General features: G+C 65.1%; 18 protein-coding genes and 1 pseudogene. 5 read left to right on the top strand and 14 right to left on the bottom strand.

What is annotated here, in order from left to right; all coding sequences use genetic code 11:
• A complete protein-coding gene (locus tag VF34_RS12650) occupies positions 1–1,491 on the top strand; it encodes a class I adenylate-forming enzyme family protein (RefSeq protein WP_080733294.1) in 1,491 nt (496 codons plus the stop codon).
• Positions 1,492–1,536: 45 nt separating this feature from the next.
• On the opposite strand, the gene VF34_RS12645 is transcribed toward VF34_RS12650, so the two are convergent.
• Positions 1,537–1,812 (bottom strand): hypothetical protein, encoded by a 276-nt coding sequence (locus tag VF34_RS12645; RefSeq protein WP_032374235.1) that lies wholly within the window; start codon positions 1,810–1,812, stop codon positions 1,537–1,539.
• A 214-nt stretch (positions 1,813–2,026) separates the two neighbouring features.
• Positions 2,027–2,485, bottom strand: a complete 459-nt coding sequence (locus VF34_RS24335) for a hypothetical protein (RefSeq protein WP_052061668.1) — start codon at positions 2,483–2,485, stop codon at positions 2,027–2,029.
• Between the two features lie 113 nt (positions 2,486–2,598).
• On the opposite strand from VF34_RS24335, the gene VF34_RS12635 reads away from it, so the two are divergent.
• Positions 2,599–3,474, top strand: a complete 876-nt coding sequence (locus tag VF34_RS12635) for a bifunctional methylenetetrahydrofolate dehydrogenase/methenyltetrahydrofolate cyclohydrolase (RefSeq protein ID WP_032374061.1) — start codon at positions 2,599–2,601, stop codon at positions 3,472–3,474.
• Here VF34_RS12635 and VF34_RS12630 read toward each other — a convergent pair.
• The 6 genes and pseudogenes from VF34_RS12630 to VF34_RS12605 all read right to left on the bottom strand — a co-directional run bounded on the left by VF34_RS12630 (position 3,444) and on the right by VF34_RS12605 (position 9,276).
• Positions 3,444–4,247 carry an IclR family transcriptional regulator gene (locus VF34_RS12630; protein ID WP_027494743.1) on the bottom strand — a complete coding sequence of 268 codons (804 nt, stop codon included), beginning with the start codon at positions 4,245–4,247 and terminating at the stop codon, positions 3,444–3,446. The two genes, VF34_RS12635 and VF34_RS12630, sit on opposite strands and share 31 nt — an antisense overlap.
• A gap of 69 nt (positions 4,248–4,316) precedes the next feature.
• Positions 4,317–5,009, bottom strand: a complete 693-nt coding sequence (locus tag VF34_RS12625) for a GntR family transcriptional regulator (RefSeq protein WP_197077465.1) — start codon at positions 5,007–5,009, stop codon at positions 4,317–4,319.
• 42 nt (positions 5,010–5,051) lie between these two features.
• Positions 5,052–6,203 carry an aromatic ring-hydroxylating oxygenase subunit alpha gene (locus VF34_RS12620; RefSeq protein WP_197077464.1) on the bottom strand — a complete coding sequence of 384 codons (1,152 nt, stop codon included), beginning with the start codon at positions 6,201–6,203 and terminating at the stop codon, positions 5,052–5,054.
• Positions 6,204–6,298: 95 nt separating this feature from the next.
• Positions 6,299–7,462, bottom strand: a complete 1,164-nt coding sequence (locus VF34_RS12615; RefSeq protein ID WP_196249547.1) for an NAD(P)/FAD-dependent oxidoreductase — start codon at positions 7,460–7,462, stop codon at positions 6,299–6,301.
• A complete protein-coding gene (locus tag VF34_RS12610) occupies positions 7,459–7,821 on the bottom strand; it encodes a bifunctional 3-phenylpropionate/cinnamic acid dioxygenase ferredoxin subunit (protein WP_027494739.1) in 363 nt (120 codons plus the stop codon). The genes VF34_RS12615 and VF34_RS12610 overlap by 4 nt, the downstream gene beginning before the upstream one ends.
• A 370-nt stretch (positions 7,822–8,191) precedes the next feature.
• Positions 8,192–9,276, bottom strand: a pseudogene (locus tag VF34_RS12605) (S-(hydroxymethyl)mycothiol dehydrogenase).
• 493 nt (positions 9,277–9,769) lie between these two features.
• On the opposite strand from VF34_RS12605, the gene VF34_RS12600 reads away from it, so the two are divergent.
• From VF34_RS12600 to purU, 3 genes are all read left to right on the top strand, one after another.
• On the top strand, positions 9,770–11,281 hold the full coding sequence (locus VF34_RS12600) for a BCCT family transporter (RefSeq protein ID WP_052053699.1): 1,512 nt from the start codon (positions 9,770–9,772) through the stop codon (positions 11,279–11,281).
• Positions 11,282–11,457: 176 nt separating this feature from the next.
• Positions 11,458–13,923, top strand: coding sequence for a GcvT family protein (locus VF34_RS12595; RefSeq protein WP_032373563.1), 2,466 nt, complete (start codon positions 11,458–11,460; stop codon positions 13,921–13,923).
• A gap of 25 nt (positions 13,924–13,948) precedes the next feature.
• On the top strand, positions 13,949–14,797 hold the full coding sequence (gene purU / locus VF34_RS12590) for a formyltetrahydrofolate deformylase (protein ID WP_032373562.1): 849 nt from the start codon (positions 13,949–13,951) through the stop codon (positions 14,795–14,797).
• An 80-nt stretch (positions 14,798–14,877) separates the two neighbouring features.
• Here purU and VF34_RS12585 read toward each other — a convergent pair whose 3' ends face one another.
• The 6 genes from VF34_RS12585 to VF34_RS12560 are packed head-to-tail and all read right to left on the bottom strand — an operon-like array spanning position 14,878 to position 21,312.
• Positions 14,878–16,260: an L-serine ammonia-lyase gene (locus tag VF34_RS12585; protein ID WP_027494735.1), complete on the bottom strand. Its 1,383-nt coding sequence runs from the start codon at positions 16,258–16,260 to the stop codon at positions 14,878–14,880.
• Complete coding sequence (locus tag VF34_RS12580) at positions 16,257–16,667, bottom strand: glycine cleavage system protein H (RefSeq protein WP_045841503.1); 411 nt, start codon at positions 16,665–16,667, stop codon at positions 16,257–16,259. The genes VF34_RS12585 and VF34_RS12580 overlap by 4 nt, the downstream gene beginning before the upstream one ends.
• Positions 16,664–17,581, bottom strand: a complete 918-nt coding sequence (gene folP, locus VF34_RS12575; RefSeq protein WP_045841672.1) for a dihydropteroate synthase — start codon at positions 17,579–17,581, stop codon at positions 16,664–16,666. The genes VF34_RS12580 and folP overlap by 4 nt, the downstream gene beginning before the upstream one ends.
• Before the next feature lie 41 nt (positions 17,582–17,622).
• Positions 17,623–18,201 (bottom strand): sarcosine oxidase subunit gamma, encoded by a 579-nt coding sequence (locus VF34_RS12570; protein WP_032373561.1) that lies wholly within the window; start codon positions 18,199–18,201, stop codon positions 17,623–17,625.
• Positions 18,194–21,037, bottom strand: coding sequence for a 2Fe-2S iron-sulfur cluster-binding protein (locus VF34_RS12565; RefSeq protein WP_032373560.1), 2,844 nt, complete (start codon positions 21,035–21,037; stop codon positions 18,194–18,196). The genes VF34_RS12570 and VF34_RS12565 overlap by 8 nt, the downstream gene beginning before the upstream one ends.
• Positions 21,034–21,312 carry a sarcosine oxidase subunit delta gene (locus VF34_RS12560; protein WP_027494732.1) on the bottom strand — a complete coding sequence of 93 codons (279 nt, stop codon included), beginning with the start codon at positions 21,310–21,312 and terminating at the stop codon, positions 21,034–21,036. Before VF34_RS12560 ends, VF34_RS12565 begins: the two co-directional genes overlap by 4 nt.
• Between the last annotated feature and the right edge of the window lie 23 nt (positions 21,313–21,335).

Below are 21,335 nucleotides of genomic sequence, written 5' to 3'. Positions count from 1 at the left end.
ATGCTGCCAATTCTCGACGCCTCCTCGCCGGTTCTGCAGGCCATGTACCGCCGGATCGACAACGACCCGGACGGCGCGTGTCTGTCCGACGACTCCACTCGGTTGAGCAATGCCGAGTTCGGGCTCGAAGTCGACTCGGTTGCCGCCGAACTCGTCGACGCAGGGGTGGGAGCGGGTGATGTGGTTGCAGTCTTGCTCCCGAATCGCATCGACATCATCACCACGATGTTCGCGGCATGGGTGCTGGGAGCAACGTTGACTCCCGTCAATCCCGCACTCACCGACGACGAGGTGCGCTATCAACTCGAGGACTCGACCGCCCGCGTGCTCGTCGGTAGCGAGCGAGCCTGCACTCTCGGACGCGCACAGGGTATTTCGTTCATCGACGTGGACTCCCGCGATCGTCGTCCCCGCGCGCCGCAGATCGACGGCACGCATCGTGGAACGGGGCCTGTCGACAGCTCGGCACCGGCCTTGATCGTCTACACCTCGGGAACGACGGGACGGCCGAAAGGCTGTGTGCTGACTCATCGCAACGTCGACCGGATGAGCGCCGCGATCGTGACGGCCTGCGAACTGACCGACGCCGATACGAGCCTGTTGGTACTTCCACTCTTCCACTGCAACGGACTCGTCGTCGGCTCGGTCGCTCCGCTGCGAGCCGGCGGACGTGTGCACATCGCGCCTCGTTTCTCGCCGGACACGTTCTGGGACAACGTGGAGACCGTCCGGCCCACCTACTTCTCCGCAGTGCCCACCATGTACTCACTGCTTGCGGACCGTGGATCGACCGACCGCGACATCTCGTCGCTTCGATTCGTCATCTGTGGAGCAGCGCCCATGCCTGCCGGCCTGATCGCGTCGTTCGAATCGATCTTCGGCGTGCCGGTCGTCGAAGGGTACGGCCTGTCGGAATGCACTGTGGCGGCAACGATCAACCCGCCGAACGGGATTCGCAAGCCGGGCACGGTCGGCATCGCGCTACCGGGTGTCGAGATTGCGATCGATACATCCGACGGCCCGAGCACCATGCCCGGCCGGACCGGCGAAGTGTTGGTGAGTGGAGAGACAGTCATGCAGGGATACCTGGGCCTGCCGGACGTGACCGCAAAGACCATTCGAGAGGGGTGGTTGCACACCGGCGACATCGGAGTCCTCGACGAGGACGGCTATCTCGTCTTGGTGGATCGACTCAAGGACATGATCATTCGCGGCGGCGAGAACATCGCGCCGAGCGAAATCGAACATGTCCTGCAATCCCATCCCGACGTCCTGGAAGTGGCCGTCGTCGGCGAGGCGCATCCGGTCTACGGGGAGGTGCCCGTCGCGCACGTCGTTGCACGAGCCGGTCGCAGTATCTCGGTCGACGATCTGGACGCGCACTGCGCTCAGAGCCTGGCCAAGTTCAAGCGACCGACTCGGACAGTCGTCCACGACGCCCTACCGAAGAACTCCGTCGGAAAGATCGTGAAGAAGGAGCTCGGCGCATAGTCCGATCCGAACTTCTCCGTCGCTACCGGCTCAGGACGGCCGCGATCACATGGACGACGCCAAGTAGGTCAGGAACACCACAAACAACCCGATGCCACCGAGCGCCGCACCGATCACCGCGTCGCGACCGTTTGACGCGTCGCCCTCGACTGCACGGCCGAGACCGATCCAGCCACTGACAACCGCGACCACTCCGGCCGGGATGGTCACGAAGTCTCCGACGAATGGCACGAACGCACAGACGACCGCGACAATGCCCGCAATCAACGCCAGGTTTCCGGCACCGTCACGGAACATCGACCGAGAAGGGGACTTGCGCATCACCGGCACTCCTTCTCGCATGCAGTGCGGCAGCACCGCCCCGACCTGTTTTTCTGCAGGTAACCGGCAACGACGCCTCCATAGTAGAGACTCGATCATCTCTTCATCGGCGACGGTCAGTCGGATTTCATCGGAACGGGGTGGGACTCGCGGCCAGTTGTATGCGCTGTGCCGTCGGGCAATCGCCGTCGAGCCTCGCACATGACCCGAATGGTCAGGGCGTGGGCGTGGTTCTGCGAACGCGGTAGTTGTGCCATGCCTGCGCCGCCAGAGGCATCCCGACAGCGCCGATGCAGACGACCGGCAACGCGAAAAACCACGGTACGGATGCGCTCTTCGCGGCCACTGCAACACCGAAGACGACCATCGGAAATCCGAAGGTGTCCAGTAGGTCTACCTGCCGGGGTTCGATCGGCGGCCGACCGTTCCAGGGAATTCGGCGGCCCGCGTTCTCGCGCATCCTTCGGCGCGTCGACGCAACGGTCAGCGCCGCGCCTATCGCTGTCGTGCATATCCCTGCGACGACCATCCATGACTGTCCGTCCTCGACCAGAACCGCCGTCAGAACAAGTCCTACAAGGACGATGCGCGCACCCCACACCTTCCATCGAGGTGCAGCCTCGCGCTCGTCCCGTTGCACGTCGACCGGCCGCATCGGCTGCAGGGGCTCCATGACTCGACCCTCCCATACAGCGGCTCTTGACCGGTCGCTGCGACTCACCGTACCTTGACCGACAGTTGATATATCAGAACCGCAGCGGACCGCCGAACCGAGGAATCGAAAGTATGACCACAGCGCTCAAGATCGACGGAACCGCGGTCAGCGCGATCGTCAAGGACGATCTACGATACCGCGTCGAACGGCTCGCCCAGCAGGGGATTCGGCCCGGTCTGGGCACGATTCTGGTGGGCGACGATCCGGGTAGCCGTTCCTATGTCGCGGCGAAGCATCGCGACTGCGCCGAGGTGGGACTGCATTCGATTCAGGTCCGGTTGCCTGCAACCGCGAGTCAGCAGGAGATCGAAGATGCCGTGCACGCTCTCAACGAGGATCCCGAGTGCACCGGGTTCATCGTTCAGTTGCCGCTGCCCTCGCACGTCGACACCCATCGGGTGATCGAGCTGATCGATCCTCGTAAAGATGCCGACGGGCTGCATCCGACCAATTTGGGCCGGCTCGTACTCGGCATGGATGGGCCGCTGCCCTGCACCCCACGGGGGATATTGGAACTGCTTCGGCACCACGATGTTCCGATCACCGGTGCTCGCTTCTGCATCATCGGATGTGGAATCACGGTGGGTCGTCCGCTCGGCTTGATGCTGACGCGTCGCAGCGAACACGCCACCGTGACGATGTGTCACGAGGCGACGGTGGACACCGCCGCGCACACTCGGGCCGCCGACGTGGTCATCGCGGCAGCGGGTGTTGCGCATCTGGTGCAACCGGACTGGATCAGTGCCGGAGCCACGGTGTTGTCGGTGGGAATCACCCGTACCGTCGAGGGGATTCTCGGCGACGTGCACCCCGGCGTCGAGCACATTGCGGGGCGGCTCAGTGGAGCGACCGGCGGGGTCGGGCCGATGACCAGGGCGATGCTGCTGACGAACGTGGTGGAGTGCGCGGAGGCCGCTCAGGCCGAGGGGATGAAGGACTCCCGGTAGCCCATCTTCTCGCTGATCTCGGCGGCGGCGGCCAGTACGTCGGGGACGATGGCCCGCATTCTGGTTTCGTCGAAGCGGTATACCGGTCCCGAGATGCTCAGCGCGGCGGTGGTCTTGCCGGTGTAGTCGAGAATCGGGGCTGCGATGGCGTTGAGTCCGGTCTCGAACTCTTCGACGACGACGGCATATCCGAGGGATACCGCGGCGTCGAGTTCGGCAGTGAGACCGGCTTTGGTGGTGAGCGTGTGCTCGGTGTACCGGTGGAGGTCGAGTCCGTCCACGACGTCCTGACGCGTATCCGAGTCGAGGGCAGCCAGCAACACCTTGCCGCTCGCGGTGGCGTGCAGCGGTGTCTGCTCCCCGATCCAGTTATGAGTTCCCACCGAACTCGGCCCGCGGGCCTGGTCCAGGTGGACCGCTGTATTGGACCGCAGCACAGCGATATTGACCGTTTCGCCGAGCTTGCCGGCGAGGCGTTCACAGACCGCGTGGCCGTATTCGGTGATCTCCAGACGCTCGGGCACGGCCGCCGCGAGCCGGAGGACTCCGAGGCTGAGCCGGTACTTGCCGCGATTGTGCGTCTGCATCACCATGTCGTGTTCTTCGAGCGACGCCAGCAGCCTCGACACCGTGGATTTGTGCACACCGATCTCGGTGGCGATGGCGCTCACGCCGGCCTCTCCGAGCCGTGCCACGACCTCGAGCACCCGAAATGCGCGGTCGACGGACTGGACGCCACCCTCGGGGGCACGTGTCGAATCGTCGCTGGCCACCCCCGCGACTATACGTAACAGGCACTTGGCCGTGGTGTTGCCCCTCGGAGCGTGGCTCGAGCCGGCGATCTAGATGACGGCGCGCACCGCGTCGTCGAACTCGGTCACGTGTGCTCGGGCGATGGTCGCGGCCTTCTCGGCATCGCCGGCCGCGATGGCGCGCAGCAGCTCGGTGTGCGTTCCCACGTGGTCGGCCAGCGGAGGCAGACGATCCATGAACAACCAGAAGATTCGCGTCGCGAGATTGTTGTAGCGAATCAATGCGTCTTCGAGAACCGGGTTGGCCGCCAGCCGGTAGACGGTGCGATGCACTTCGGCGTCCCAGTTGATCAGGTCGTGTTGGCTCGGCGGGGTCGCCTCGAACTTCTCGGTGCGGTCGGCCATGCCCAGCAGAACTTGGCGTTGGGTTGCGGTGGCCGCGGTGGCTGCCTTGGCGGCGGCCAGGGGCTCGAGCCGCTGGCGGATTTCGGAGATGTTGCCCAGATCGGCGACGTCGATGGCAGTGGCAAAAGTGCCGCGGCGGGCGTGCGAGATGACGAGGCGCTCGTACTCGAGCCGTTTGAGAGCTTCCCGTACCGGCGTGCGTCCAACGCCCAGCTCGGCGGACAACGCCGATTCGACGACGGCCTCACCCGGCTTGATGGTCAGCATGATCAGTTTGTCGCGGATAGCCGAATAGGCGACGTCGGCCATCGTCGCTCCGGGTTCGCCCGGCACCCCCGACGATCCGGGGGCGCCCGGCGATGCGACCTCGACACTCATGGTTACCGATCCTATCGGCACCGAGTGCGGGGCAGCGTGCGGTCAGGCCTCGATGCGGTTCTTCAGCCAATCGTGGAAGATGCCGATGTGGTGTTCGCTGCCCACCAGCACTCCGCCGTCGCGGTACTTCCGTGAGCTCATGGCGGGCTGGCAGCGTTCGCACGCCTCGAAGTCCTGCAGATTGACGCGGTGGAACAACTCCACCGATTTCTGCAGATCCCGTCCCGATGCGACGACTCCGGGCAGGTACAGCCAATCGCATTCCACCAGAGTGCGATCGGCGGCAAGCGGGTACATCCGATGGATGATCACGTGATCCGGGACGAGGTTGACGAACACCTGTGGCCGGACGGTGATGGCGTAGTAGCGCCGGTCCTGTTCGGGTGCGATTCCGGGAATGGAGTCGTGTCCCTCGGAACCGTCGAGCGTGAATCCCTTGACGGATTCCCCGAATTCGGCTCCGTGGCCCACGTAGTACTGGGCGGCGTAACCGTCGGCGAATTCGGGAAGTACCTCGGTCAGCTCGGGGTGGATTGTGGCGCAGTGGTAGCACTCCATGAAGTTCTCGATGATGAGCTTCCAGTTGGCCTTGACGTCGTAGCTCACGCGGCGGCCGAGACCGAGGTCTTCGATCTTGTAGCGGTCGATCGACTCCACGTCGCCGAGTCGATCACGGATGTCCTGCACGACAGTGGTGTCGAAGGAGGCCGGATTGTCGCTGAGATTGACCCAGACATACCCGAGCCATTCCTCGACCGACACCGGTGACAGGCCGTAACGAACCCGGTCGATGTCGGGCATCTTGGTGAGATTCGGTGCTGCGATGAGCTTTCCGTCGAGGTCGTAGGTCCACGCGTGGTACGGACACTGGAACGATCGCTTGACTTCGCCCTTGTCCTCCATGCAGATTCGCGCACCGCGGTGCGCGCACACGTTCAGGTAGGCCTTGATCGCCCCTGTTCTGGTGCGCGTCACGATGACGCTTTCGCGGCCGATCTGCACGGTGCGGAAGGCGCCGGGCTTGTCCAGGTCAGCGGCACGGACCGCGCAGATCCACAGCTCCTCGAAGATCTTCTCCTGCTCGAGCTCGAAGATGGCCGGATCGGTGTAATACCGGCCGGGAAGGGTGGAGATCAGACTTTCGGGCAGGGGAAGGGAGGTTGCGGGCGGCGTGGTGTCGGGAATGGTGGTCACTTCGGTCCTCCGTACGTGGCCGATCTTGTGGATCGGTGACGAGACGTCAACTGGGGTAATGGAATACGACGGGTGGAACAGCGGTCCGGGTGGTTTCAGACCGCGCGAGCGGGAGCCGAGAGCTGTCGGCGCCAGCGGGTGAACAACCGAACTTGGTTGACACCGAGTACGCCGACCGGGAGTCCGTCGGATCGATACACGGCGAGGAAGCTCCCGAGTTCGGGCGACCCCTCTTCGATGGTGCATTCACTGTCCGGTCCAGCGGTGCCGGCGAACTGAATACGCGACCCGTACTGGTCGGACCAGAAGTACGGAGGTTTGACGTGTTGGCCGCCGTAACTACCCGAGAGCAGGGTGGCCACCGCGACAGTGGGTCGTTCGGAGGCCCCGGCCCAATGCTCGACGCGTCGGTGGACACCGGTCGAATCCAGCCATGCGGCGCAGTCGCCGACTGCGACAACTCCGGGCACGGCAGTCGCGCCGCCGCCGTCGCACAGGATTCCGTTGCCCAGTGCGAGGCCGCTGGTGCCGAGCCAGTCGATGTTCGGAATGCCGCCGATGCCGACGACCACAACGTCGGCATCGAGCAGTCGGCCGTCCGCGAGACGAACGCCCGTCACTCGGTCGGTGCCGGCCAGGCCGTCGACGGCTGTTCCGCAGATCAGCGTGGTGCCGTTGTCGCGGTGCAGATTTCCCACCGCGCTACCCAACCGTGCACCGAGTGGCCCGGCGAGCGGTGACGGGGCGGCTTCGACGACGGTGACGTCCAGACCGAGTTTTCTTGCGGTGGAGGCTACTTCGGCTCCGATGAAGCCGGCACCGATGACGACGAGACGTGCACCGGGCGCGAGATCTGCACGCAGCCGGTCGGCGTCGTCGATCGTCCGCAATACGTGCACACCGGCGAGGTGATCGGTACCGGGAAGCGAGCGCGCGCGTGAGCCGGTGGCGAGGACGACGCCGTCGGAGGTCAGTTCGGCACCGTCGTCGAGAGTGACGGTGCGACGCGACGGATCGAGGGCGGTGGCTGTCCGGCCCAGAATCCAGGTGGCATCGAGGTCTTCGTCGTCGGGTTCGAGGGCGAGAGTGCTCATGTCCACGTCGCCGGCGAGGTACTCCTTGGACAGGGGAGGGCGATCGTAGGGGCGGTGGTTTTCGGCACCGACGATGGTGACCGAGCCGTCGAATCCGGCCGCCCGCAGTGCACGCGCAGAGCACAGGCCTGCCAGGGAGGCTCCGACGATGGTGACGCTCTTCACGAATGTCCCTCGGCGGCCAACCGGCTGCGAACGTCGGGCGGAAGATTGGGGGCCGCGGTGCTCAGCTCGACGTAGACGACGCCGTCCTCGACGACGACGGTATGCGTGCGGACCGGCAATTTGGCGGGCGGAGCGTCGACAGCTCCGGTGCGCAGGTCGAAGGTGGATGCGTGGAGCGGGCATTCGACCGCGCACCCCTCGAGCCAGCCGTCGGCGAGCGACGCGTCCTGATGCGTACAGGTGTCATCGATCGCGAACAGCTCACCGTCCTCGGTGTGGAACACCGCCACGGGAGGGGTGGTGTCGACGCGCAGAGCTTCGCCGCCGGGGAGATCGGCCAAGGAACACACCTTGAGCATTCGGATCCTTTCTGTATCGCTATGCGGAACACGTCTTACTTCCCGCAACAACAGTGTGAACATCGCCACAAGAGTGTGTCAATAGGTGACGGCACTTTTCATACACGCGAAACACGACGTAACCGGAACCGGACAAATCACGCTTCGTACCAGCTGAGCAGGTGGTTAGCCCGTGCAATGACATGCGGAGCCGGTGCCGTGTCCGCTCGACTCGATGATGCCCCCGACGTCGCAATACGTCGAGGGCACCAGGAAGCGAAACGCTACCGACGGGTAAAAACCGCCATCTTGATATATCAGCGGTGTCGAGCCTCAGCGTACGGGCTCGAGGTGCCGAGCCTGACGACCTCCTGGACGCGGAACTGCCCGCTCACAGGACCACCACCGAACGCAGCACGGTGCCCTGGTGCATCTTGTCGAACGCCGCCTCGATATCACCGAGACCGATGCGTTCGGTCACGAACTTCTCGAGCGGCAATCGGCCCTGCTCGTACAGATCGACCAACATCGGAAAATCCCGTTCGGGCAGACAATCGCCGTACCACGACGACTTCAACGACCCACCTCGGGAGAAGAAATCGATCAACGGCATCTCGACGGTCATCTCCGGCGTCGGGACGCCGACGAGGACGACGGTCCCGGCGAGATCGCGGGCGTAGAACGCCTGCTTCCAGGTTTCCGGGCGACCGACGGCATCGATGACGACATCGGCCCTTAACCCGCCCGTCAGCTCCTGGATGGCCTCGACTGCATCGACCTGGGAGGCGTCGACGGTGTGCGTGGCACCGAGTTCGAGAGCCCAGTCGAGTTTTTCTTGTCGCGGTCGACGGCGATGATCGTCGACGCCCCCGCCAAGCGGGCTCCGGCGATCGCGGCATCGCCGACACCGCCGCAGCCGATCACCGCCACCGAATCGCCGCGCGAGACGTGGCCGGTGTTCATCGCCGCCCCGAGTCCGGCCATCACCCCGCACCCGAGCAGTCCCACGACGGCGGGATCGGACTCGGGGTCGACCTTGGTGCACTGTCCTTCGTGGACGAGGGTCTTGTCGGCGAACGCCCCGATTCCCAACGCCGGGGACAGTTCGGTGCCGTCGGCGAGGGTCATCTTCTGCGAGGCATTGTGGGTGTCGAAGCAGTACCAGGGGGTGCCTTTCTTGCAGGCTCGGCATTCCCCGCACACCGCCCGCCAGTTCAGCACCACGAAGTCGCCGACCTCGACATGAGTGACAGCGTCGCCGATGGTTTCGACGGTGCCTGCGGCTTCGTGGCCGAGCAGGAACGGGAACTCGTCGTTGATGCCGCCCTCGCGGTAATGCAGATCGGTATGACACACCCCGCACGCGGCGATGGTGACCACGACATCGTTCGGGCCGGGATCGGGAATGGTGATCGTCTCGATCGAGACGGGCTCGCCTTTGCTCTTGGCGACGACGGCGCGGACCTGCTGCGGCATGACTGGTACTCCTGGGTGAGGTGAAGGAGCGGCGTTCGAGGCCGCCGGCGGTGTGGAATCGGCTTAATATATCAGTTACCGGACAGTATCCAATGTTAAAAGCGAGTATCGAATTCTGACAACTTTTGGCATTTGTACTTGCGTAGATGCTGTTCAGAGGCGTTGTCCGTTTCGAAGATCCGTGATGAATGCGTCGAAATGACCAGCCGTCTATTGACATAGCCCCTGGGTCGGCTCAGTCTTGTTCGAGTCCAAACAAATCGTAGTTGCGCAGAGAGCAACGAGTCGCGCACCTATCCGACCACCCACGCTGCGTGCACGGGCGACACACCTATTCGGCGAGAGCCGGAGGGAGAACGATGTGACAACGAACAGCAAACCCCGGGGCGACAAAACTCGCGTCGCTGCACCCGAGAAACATTCCCCTCATCATTACGGCCCCCTCGAGGTCTACCACCACGGAGAGGAGGGCAAGCCGCGCACCGACAAGGTGGTGTTCGGTATCACCGCCGCCATCGTCATCGCGATTCTGGCATGGGGCATCCTCGGCACCGAGAACATGAAGTCCGTCAACGCGTCGGTACTCGACTGGGTCGTGACCAACGTCGGCTGGCTGTTCATCTTCTCGGCCACCGGGTTCGTGATCTTCGCGCTGTGGCTCGCGCTCAGTCGCTACGGAAAGATTCCGCTCGGTAAAGACGGTGAGAAGCCCGAATTCAACACCGTCAGCTGGATCGCGATGATGTTCAGCGCCGGCATGGGAATCGGATTGATCTTCTGGGGAGTGGCCGAGCCCCTCACTCATTTCGTCACCCCGCCGCCCGGAATCACCGATTCTACTGTGGGAACGGCACTTTCGACAGCCATCTTCCACTGGGGACTGCATCCCTGGTCGATGTACGCGGTGGTCGGATTGTCCATCGCCTACGGCACCTACCGGATGGGCCGCAAGCAGCTCATCAGCTCCTCGTTCATTCCGTTGATCGGTCGCCGCGCCGAAGGCCCCATCGGCAAGGTCATCGACATTCTGGCGATCTTCGCCACGATGTTCGGCACCGCGGCATCCCTCGGCCTCGGCGCACTCCAGATCGGTTCCGGTATCGAGGTTCTCGGCTGGGTCAACCAAGCGGGGACGCTTCTGCTCGTGGCTGTCGTCGCCATCCTGACACTTGCGTTCGTGGCCTCGGCAGTGTCCGGGGTTTCCAAGGGAATTCAGTGGCTGTCGAACATCAACATGGTGCTGGCTCTCGTGCTTGCGATCTTCGTGTTCGTCGCGGGCCCCACGGTCCTGATCCTGAATCTGCTGCCCACCACTCTCGGCGACTACGCCGCGCACATCGCCGGCATGTCGGCGCGCTCGGCGGCATCCGGTGGCCCCGAGACCGAGTCCTGGCTCTCGTCCTGGACGATCTTCTACTGGGCCTGGTGGATCTCGTGGACCCCCTTCGTCGGTATGTTCCTCGCTCGCATCAGTCGCGGCCGTACCATCCGCCAGTTCGTCATCGGCGTCATTCTCATCCCGACGTCGGTGAGCTTGGTCTGGTTCTCGATCTTCGGTGGAGCGGCAATCGGCGAGCAGCAGAAGGGAACCGAGGATCTGGTGGCCCTGGGTAAGCCGGAGTCGCAGCTGTTCGCGGTTCTCGACCACTTCCCGTTGGCCGGCATCTCGTCGGTGTTGGTGATGGTCTTGGTGGGCATCTTCTTCGTCAGTGGTGCCGACGCTGCCTCGATCGTGATGGGCACGCTGTCGCAACGGGGCACCCTGGATCCGTCCCGTGGGGTCGTCGCCTTCTGGGGTGTCGTCACCGGCGGCATCGCGATCCTGATGCTGTGGACGGGAGGTTCGGACGCTCTCAACGGGTTGCAGACGATGACCATCATCGTGGCGGCGCCGTTCGTACTGGTGATGATCGGTACGTGTGTCTCGCTGTACAAGGACGTCACGAACGATCCGTTCATCGTCAAGAACCCCAAGGCCCCGCCGAAAGTCAAGGCCGGCAAGTGAAGTGAGCGATGGTGCGGGACGCGAAACTATGGGTCCCGCACCATCGGTATTTCGGGGGTTGACCACAACCATCCCTGCCCATACTCTTGATATATCAATCTCTGGTTAGTTGTCGTGCAGGCCGTGGACCGCTTCGGCCGAGCTCCATCTCTCCACCCCGATACGGAAGGACCACCATGGGTTCACCGAGTGTTGTCATCATCGGCGCCGGCATAGTCGGTACCAACGTGGCCGACGAGCTCACCGCACGCGGTTGGGATCGCATCACCGTGCTGGATCAGGGGCCGCTCCCTCTCACGGGTGGATCCACCTCGCACGCACCGGGTCTGGTGTTCCAGACCAATGCATCCAAGACCATGACCGAACTCGCCCGATACACGGTCGAGAAGTTCATGGGCCTCGAGGTGGACGGGCAGTGGTGCTTCAATCAGCTCGGCGGCCTCGAAGTGGCCACCACCGAGGAGCGACTGGCCGACCTGCATCGTAAGCAGGGCTGGGCCACGTCCTGGGGCATCGAAGGATCGGTCATCGACCCGTCCGAATGCGCCAAACTGCATCCGCTGATCGATCGTTCGCGGGTACTCGGCGGTCTGTACGTCGAGACCGACGGTCTTGCCAAAGCGTCCCGTGCCGTCGTGGCACTCACCCGTCGCGCAGAATCGCGCGGAGCCGTGTTCCGTGGTTCCACCAAGGTCATCGGTATCGAACAGACGGGTGGCCGCGTCACCGGTGTGGCAACCGACAACGGCGTCATCGAGGCCGACATCGTGGTGTCCTGCGCCGGCTTCTGGGGCCCCGATGTGGGCGAACTGGTCGGCATGAAGGTGCCGCTGCTGCCCTTGGCGCACCAGTACGCCAAGACCGATCAAATCCCGGAACTGGTGGGACGCAACACCGAAGCGGCCGAGGCCGGCATGCCCATCCTGCGTCACCAGGATCAGGATCTGTACTTCCGTGAGCACGTCGACCGTCTCGGCATCGGAACCTACGCGCACCGCCCGATGCCCGTCGACACCAAGACCCTGCCCGGCGGAGACGGTGTGTCCGACGAGGCGATGCCGTCCATGCTCGACTTCACGCAGGAGGATTTCGCGCCGTCGTGGGAGCAGTCCAAGCTGCTCTTGCCCTGCCTCGAGACCGCCAAGATCGACCACGGCTTCAACGGAGTCTTCTCGTTCACCCCCGACGGCGGACCGCTGCTCGGTGAATCCCCGGACGTCAAGGGCTTCTGGATCGCCGAGGCCGTGTGGGTGACGCACTCGGCCGGAGTCGGCCGGGCCATCGCACAGTTGCTGGTCGACGGACGATCCGAGGTCGAGCTGCACGGATGCGACGTCAACCGCTTCGAGGATTTCCAGCTCGATCCCTCGTACGTCAGCGAAACCTCGCAGCAGAACTTCGTCGAGATCTACGACGTGCTGCACCCCTCGCAGCCGCGGTTGTCCCCGCGTGACGTTCGGGTCAGCCCCTTCAATGCGCGGCAGCATCAACTCGGTGCCGTGTTCCTCGAAGGCGGCGGGTGGGAACGCCCGCACTGGTACGAGGCCAATGCCGATCTGGTGCACCAGCTTCCCGTCGAGTGGCAGCCGCCCGAGCGCGACGAGTGGGCGTCGATGTTCCATTCGCCCATTGCCGCGGCCGAGGCATGGAAGACCCGTACGTCCGTCGCCATGTACGACATGACCCCGCTCAAGCGGCTGCGCGTACGTGGACCCGGTGCGCTGGCACTGTTGGAGGGATTGACGTCCGGCAAGATGGACAAGTCCGTCGGGGCCGTTACGTACACGCTGGCTCTCGACGAGAAGGGCGGCGTCCGAAGCGATCTCACCGTGGCGCGGTTGTCCGCCGACGAGTTCCAGGTCGGGGCCAACGGCAACCTCGACTTCGACTACCTTCGCCGCGAAGCACCGAGCGACGGCAGCGTCACCGTCGACGACATCACCGGATCCACGTGCTGCATCGGTCTGTGGGGTCCGCACGCCCGCGAGGTCGTCGAAAAGCTGACCCAGGACGACTTCTCGAACGAGAACTTCAAGTACTTCCGCTGCAAGCAGGTTCGCATCGGGGGTGTGCCCGTCACCGCGATGCGGTTGTCGTACGTGGGCGAGCTCGGGTGGGAGCTGTACACCACTGCCGATTACGGGCAGCGACTGTGGGACACGTTGTGGCAGGCCGGTTCCGAGTTCGGCATCATCGCCGGCGGGCGCGCTGCGTTCAACAGCCTGCGCATGGAGAAGGGCTACCGGTCGTGGGGCTCGGACATGACCACCGAGCACAATCCCTACGAGGCAGGCCTCGGCTTCGCGGTGCGCCCCCAGAAGGGTGAATTCCGCGGCCGCGACGCCGTACTCGAGATGTCCGACGACACCGTCTCCAAGAAGTTGGTCTGCCTGAAGATCGGCGACGGCACGTCGGTGGTACTCGGCCACGAGCCGGTCCTGGTGGACGGCGAACCCGCCGGCTACGTCACCAGCGCCTCGTTCGGGCACACCGTCGGTGCGCCGATCGCCTACGCCTGGGTTCCGGCCGGTAGCGCTGAACCCGGTGCAGCAGTAGAGATTCGATACTTCGATCGGCTCGTGTCCGCCACCGTCGTGGCCGAGCCCCTCGTCGACCCCGAGATGGCCAAGATCCGCAGCTGACGACCGACCAGTACCAGGAGATTCGATGACCGAGAACTTCACCCTCACGCTCAGCTGCGGACAGCGGCCGGGCATCGTCCGGGCCGTCAGTGCATTCCTCTTCGACAACGACTGCGACATCGCCGAACACCAACAGTTCGACGACTCCACGGACGGCTCGTTCTTTCTTCGCACCTCGTTCGTGGCCAGCGGCACCACCGACATCGAAAAGCTGACCGAGAGCTTCCGCGAGGTGGCCGAGCGATTCTCGATGATGTACACCTTCAACGGCTGCAGCCAGCCGCGTGTGCTCGTCATGGTGTCCAAGATGGGGCACTGCCTCAACGACCTCATCTTCCGTTGGCGCTCACAGAATCTCGGCGGCGAACTGGTGGCCGTGGTGAGCAATCACGAGGTGCTGCGGCCGATGGCCGAGGCCGCCGGGCTGCCGTTCGTCCACGTCCCCGTCACCCCGGGCACCAAGGCCGAGGCCGAGCAGCGTCTGCTGGACCTCGTCGCGGAGTACGAGGTGGACCTGGTGGTCCTGGCCCGGTACATGCAGGTGCTCTCCGACGAGACGTGTCGAGCGCTGCACGGCAAGGCGATCAACATCCACCACTCGTTCCTGCCCGGCTTCAAGGGCGCGAAGCCTTACCACCAGGCCTTCGACCGGGGCGTCAAGCAGGTCGGAGCGACGGCGCACTACGTCACTCCCGATCTCGACGAGGGCCCGATCATCGAGCAGCAGGTCATTCGCATCGACCACACTCACGACCCGTCTCGTCTGGCCACCGTCGGACAGGATGCCGAGGCACTCGCACTCTCGCGGGCGGTCCGCTGGCACTGCGAGAATCGCGTCCTGCTGCACGGACACCGGACAGTCATCTTCAGCTGAACCGACATACGACGAGGGGCCCGTACCGAATCGGTACGGGCCCCTCGTCGTTGTGTGGCGGTAGAGAAAGTTCTCGGCCTCTAGCACTCCACGAAGTTCACCGGCACGTTGATCGCGAGGCCGCCGCTGGAGGTCTCCTTGTACTTCGAGTGCATGTCGGCCCCGGTGGACCGCATCGTCTCGATCACCTGGTCCAAGCTGACGCGGTGGGTACCGTTGCCGCGCAATGCCATCCGAGCCGCATTGATGGCCTTACCGGCCGAGATCGCGTTGCGTTCGATGCACGGAATCTGCACCAGTCCGCCGATGGGGTCGCACGTGAGACCGAGGCTGTGTTCCATGGCGATCTCGGCGGCGTTCTCCACCTGTTCGGGTGTGCCGCCCAGAACCTCGGCCAGACCGGCCGCGGCCATCGACGCCGCCGAACCCACCTCGCCCTGGCAGCCCACTTCGGCACCGGAGATCGACGCCATCTCCTTGTAGAGCGATCCGATCGCGCCGGCGGTGAGCAGAAAACGCACCGTGCTGCCGTCGGGATCGGCGACCCCCGCGGCGGTGTAGCGAGTGGCGTAGTGCAGCACGGCCGGGATGATGCCGGCCGCGCCGTTGGTGGGTGCCGTGACGATGCGTCCGCCGGAGGCGTTCTCCTCGTTGACGGCGAGGGCGACGAGATTGACCCAGTCCTCGGCGAATTCGCTCGAACGGTTCGGATCCTCGGCATCGAGCCGCAGGAACCAGTCCCGTGCTCGACGCCGCACTCCCAGCGCGCCGGGAAGGTAGCCGTCGCGGGAGATGCCGCGAACCTCGCACTCGACCATGACGTCACGGATGTGCAGCAACGCGTCCCGAATTTCCTCGTGCGTGCGGCGTTCGAGTTCGACCTCGGTCATGACGTCACTGATGCTGCAGCGCCGACGTTCACAGAGCTGAAGTAGTTCCTTGGCCGACGCGAATCCGTTCGCGGAGGCGAGGGGTGCGACGGCCTCGACGCTTTCGGCCTCGGTCACCACGAAGCCGCCACCGACGGAGAAGTACACCTCGCTGTGCAGTTCGGTCGAATCCGCTCTGCGCGCAGTCAGTTTCATCCCGTTCGGGTGGAACGGCAGTACCGTCAACGGACGCAGCACGATGTCGTCGACCGCCAGGTCGATCTCGCGGTGACCACCGAAGACGATTCGGCCGGTGGCCGCCATCGATGCCTGCCGTTCTTCCATGACCTCGGTCGTGATGGTCTCGGGCGCATGGCCTTCCAACCCCAGCAGTACGGCGGTCATGGTGCCGTGGCCGGCTCCGGTCGCGGCCAACGAGCCGTACAGATCGACCGCCAGCTCTCGAACGTCGTCGAACGCAGACATGGTCCGCAGGTCGTCGACGAACCGGGCGGCCGCGCGCATCGGTCCGACGGTGTGCGAACTCGAGGGGCCGACTCCGACGGAGAAGAGGTCGAACACACTGATGGTCATGAGGTAGTCCGAACTGCGCCGGTCGGCTCGCGCATGGTCAGGTCGTCGAACGACGAGGCCGCGGGAGTCAGGACGGCGAACAGCCAGCCGGCACCGAGTGGATCGGCAGCGACGAGCGACGGGTCCTCGCGCACAGCCGGATTGACGATCGTGACCATGCCGCTCGCCGGGGCGTACACCGTGACCGAGCCGGCGGAAGTGTGGATGGTGCCGCACGCATCACCGGCGGTGAGCACGGTACGTACCGACGGAAGATCGACGCCGACGATGTCGGCCGCGTCGGCCAACGCTGCCGGCGTCACACCCACACGGCTCGGAGTCTGGGCCGGTGAGCCGAACGGGTCGACGGCCATCCAACCGTGCTCGGCGCTGAAGAGCCGACGGGCGGAGGAGAGGGATGCGGTCATGAGGTGGCCTCGGCATTCGTCGTGGATTGACCTGGGTGTGAGGGCAGTACGTCGAGCGACCGCACTGCCCGCATCACGGCCAGTGCGTCGATGGTGGCGGCGACGTCGTGAACCCGCAGGAGTGACGCCCCGTTCTGGGCCGCGAAGATCGCGGCGGCGAGTGATCCGGCGAGTCGGCCGTCGACCTCTCGTCCGGTGATGGCACCGATCATTCCCTTCCGCGACAGACCCGCCATGATCGGTCGCCCGGCCGCGGTGAGCGCCCGAAGGCTCTGCAGCAGTTGCAGATTGTGCTCGAGAGTCTTTCCGAATCCGAATCCGGGATCGACCAGGATGCGGTACGCCGGGATTCCGGCTCGGATGCATTCGGCGGCCCGGTCGTCGAGGAACTCGCAGACCTCTGCCGTGACGTCGCCGTACCGAGGGGAATGCTGCATCGTCGCCGGCTCGCCCTGCATGTGCGTCAGGCACACGGCAACGTCCAGTTCGGCAGCTGCGGCGAGTGCGCCCGGAAGACGAAGAGCACGAACGTCATTGATGACGCTCGCCCCGGCGCGCACCGCCTCTCGCATCACCTCGGGTCGTGAGGTGTCGACCGACAGCGGTGTCGAGGTAAGCCTGGACAGGGCGTCGATCACCGGTACGACTCGTTCGATCTCCTCGTCGACGGTGGGTGGGGTGGCCCCCGGCCGGGTCGACTCACCGCCGATGTCGAGCAGTTCGGTACCCTCGTCGACCATCGACAGAGCGTGCGCCACAGCACGATCCGAGTCCAGGAAGCGGCCGCCATCGGAGAACGAATCCGGGGTGACGTTGACGATTCCGCAGACGACCGGATGCGAGGTCGTCAACCGGGTCAGCAGCCGGTCGCGGGCATCGGCTGCCCGGGTTGCCGTGGAGACGGTCGTGAGCACTGCGGTCACCTTTTCTCTCGCGTCGGGTTCGGTGGTCCGACTCAGCCGGCGTCGGTGTATTCCTCGGCCGCGTCGGTCAGCCAGGCTGCGAGATAGCGTGCGAACGACGAGCGCACCAGGATTCGATAGTCCGTTCCGGTGTCGTCACAGGCAATGAGGATCATGCCTGCCATCGCCAGCATCGTCTGTACCGTCGACCCGGCCGGGAAGACGCGGGGGTGCAGATCGATCGAGCACCCTTTCGCCAGCACGTCGCGGGCCCGGGAACCGCTCAGGCGCAGACTGGTTCGCTGTGCGGACACATCGGTTGCCGCACCGCGATGCTCACGAACGGCCGAGCCGAGACGGTGTTCGAGTTCGACCGGATCGAGGCCAGCCCCGATGATCAGCCACTCCTCCGGGCCGAGCCAGATCGCGGTGGTGTTCGTGCCCTCGGCGACGCGGCCGGGGCCGGGCAGCTCGGTGCCGAGCTCGGTCGAGGCAGCGGCACCGCCCGGCCCGCTCGGGTCGACCCACAGGTCGATCCCGGCCAGGAACGGTTCCTCCACGATGCGGACAGCAGACGAGTCCGGCAGAACTGTTTCTGCGAGTGGGCTTCTGGCGGCGAGTCGGTCAGCCATCACGGCGGTTACCTTCCGGGTCGACGAGTACGGAGCCGGTGACTTCCACGGCGACGAGGGTGTCGCCCACCGGGACGTGCAGGATGTCGCCGAGTCGGTCACGCCCGGCCTCGAGCAGGGCCAGCCCGAACGGCCTGCCCAATTCTGCGCTGGCGTAACTCGACGTGACGTGGCCGAGCATCGGAACCGGAAGCTCGGGGAGGACGCCGCTCTCGGAGTGCTCGATGATCTGCGAGCCCTCGGGGAGGACGGTCTCCCGATCGACGGGCAGGAGCCCGACGAACTGCTTGCGCAACGGGTTCCGGTTCTCGGCACGCTCGAACGAGCGCTTTCCGATGAAGTCGAGCTTCTTCTTCGATACCGCCCAGCTCATACCGAGGTCCTGTGGGGTGACGGTCCCGTCGGTGTCCTGGCCGACGATCGGGTAGCCCTTCTCGGCCCGCAGTACGTGCATGGTCTCGGTGCCGTACGGGGTGATGCCGTACTTCTCGCCCGCATCGATCAGCCGCGACCACAGTGCGTGGGCGTGCCAAGAATCGATGTTCACTTCGAAGGCCAGTTCACCGGAGAAGCTGATGCGCGCCACGCGTACCGGCACACCGTCGACCGAGGCGTCACGCCAGGCCATGAACGGGAACGCTTCGTTGGAGACGTCGAGCTCGGGGAAGATTTCGCCGACGAGGTCGCGGGAGCGCGGTCCGACGACGGGGAACGTGGCCCACTGCTCGGTCACCGATGTCAGCCGAACCGCGAGGTGCGGCCATTCGGTCTGCAGCCATTCCTCCATCCAGTCGAGCATTCCTGCTGCGCCGCCCGTGGTGGTGAACACCTGGAATCGGTCGTCCGCCAACCGCATCACGGTGCCGTCGTCGATCACCATGCCGTCGGCACCGCACATCACGCCGTAGCGAACCATGCCGACCTTCAAGTTGCTCATCATGTTCGTGTAGAACATGTCCAGCACCACACCGGCGTCGGGGCCCTGTACGTCGATCTTGCCCAGTGTCGAACCGTCGAGCATGCCGACGCTCGCACGCACGGCCGCGCACTCGCGGAGCACGGCGTCGTGCATCTCCTCACCGGGCAGTGGATAGTAGCGGGGCCGCTTCCACTGTCCGACGTCCTCGAAGACCGCGCCGCGTGCGACGTGCCAATCATGAACTGCAGTAACCCGTTCCGGGTCGAAGGCCATGCCGCGGTTGCGGCCGGCCAACGCCGCGAACGCCACCGGAGTGTACGGCGGGCGGAAGGTGGTGGTGCCCAGGTTCTCCACCGGCTTGTCGAGCAGTTCCGCCACGATGCCCGAGGACACCACACCGGAGGTCTTGCCCTGATCGTGTGCGGTACCGATCGTGGTGTAGCGCTTGATGTGTTCCATCGACGACATGCCCGCACCGACGGCGCGGACCAGATCGGCCACCGTCGCGTCACGCTGCACATCGACGAACTGGCTGTCGGCTCCGAAGTCGTCGCGCACCCGCCACAGCACCAGTGACTCGGTGTTCGGCACGGAGTCGACTGCTGGCAGCGATGTTTCGGTGATGTCGAAGCCGAGACGGGTCAGCACACCTGCCGCGGCCGAGTTGCCGTCGCGGAGGCATCCGGCCAGATCGAACACTCCCGAGGCCGACCCGGCGACACTGATGCCCTCGACGTCGTCCGCCGGGACGAACGCACCGAGTTCGCCGTCGTAGCGGAGCTTTCCGCGGGCCTGGCTGAACAGGTGGACGGCGGGGTTCCAGCCACCGCTGACGAGCAGCACGTCGCACGCCACGGTGTCGGTGGCACCGTCGGCACCGGTGACCAGTGCGTGGGTGACGCGGGTGTCGCCTCGGGTGCCGGATACGACGCTGCCGGTGCGCACCTCGATACCGCGCTCGCGGCACAGGCCGAGCCAGTGTTCCGGTGCCTCGGAGCGGGCATCGACGATGCGCGCGATGCGGACCCCAGCGTCGTGCAGATCGACGGCTGCCTTGTACGCGCTGTCGTTGGTGGTGAACACCACGGCCTCGGTTCCTACCGTCACGCCGTAGCGATGCAGGAACGTACGTGCACTGTGCGCCAACATGATTCCGGGTCGGTCGTTGTCGGTGAAAACGACGGGCCGCTCGTGGGCACCGGTGGCCACCAGGATGTGACGCGAGCGAATACGCCAGACTCGCTGACGGCTCAGCGCTGCAGGAGCTTCCAAGCCCAGGTGATCGGTGCGGCGCTCGAGGGCGAGCACGAAGCCGTCGTCGTAGGAACCGAACGCGGTGGTGCGGCGCAGCAACGTCACGTCGGGGAACGTCGACAACTCGGCCACCGCGTCGGCAACCCAGTCCAGGGCCGGCCGTCCGTCGATGACGTCGTCGGAGCCGAGCAGGGAGCCGCCGAACTCGCTCTGATCGTCGACGACGACCACGCGAGCGCCACTGCGGGCGGCGACCATAGCGGCCGTCAGACCGGCCGGGCCGGCTCCGACGACCAACAGGTCGGCGTGGGCGTGCATGGCGTCGTACTTGGCGGAGTCGGAGATCTCGGCGAGACGCCCCTGTCCGGGGATGCCCCGAGCGACCAGGCCGTCGTACAGCTCGATCGTCGTGGCGAGCAGCATCGGCTCGGGGAACGGCTCCTCGATCTGTACGAGTCCGCCGGTGTCCTCGGCCCACGCTGCGGTGAATCCTCGCGGCCTACCGAGCTTGATGCTGGTGGTGACCTGATGAATACCGTTGGCGAGCAACGCAGACGCCAGCGTGTCGCCGGGATGTCCCTGCAGGGCCGAGCCGCCGAACGTGAATTCGAAGGTGTTCGTGCGGTCGATGCGGCCGCCGGATGCGGTGCGGAATGCGGTCATGGGTTCACCGGCTTCGGGTCGTCGAGGCGATAGACACTGTGGATTCGATAGGTGGCGGTGTCCCGCACGGCGTTGAACCATCGCCGACAGCCCGCGCTGTGGCTCCACCGTTCCGCGAAGAGCCCCTTGGGGTTGTCACGGAAGAACACGAAATGCGCCCACTGTTCGTCGGTGAGGGCCGAGGGGTCCTCGGGGTAGGCGATGTGCGCCTGGCCGCCGTAGTGAAACTCGGTCTCTTCTCGACTCCCGCACCACGGGCATTCGATCAATTGCATTGCCACTCCAAGATTTCTCGTTC

Source organism: Rhodococcus sp. PML026, assembly GCF_000963615.1.
Lineage (GTDB): Bacteria > Actinomycetota > Actinomycetes > Mycobacteriales > Mycobacteriaceae > Rhodococcoides > Rhodococcoides fascians.
This window is presented reverse-complemented; position numbering and strand designations above follow the sequence as displayed.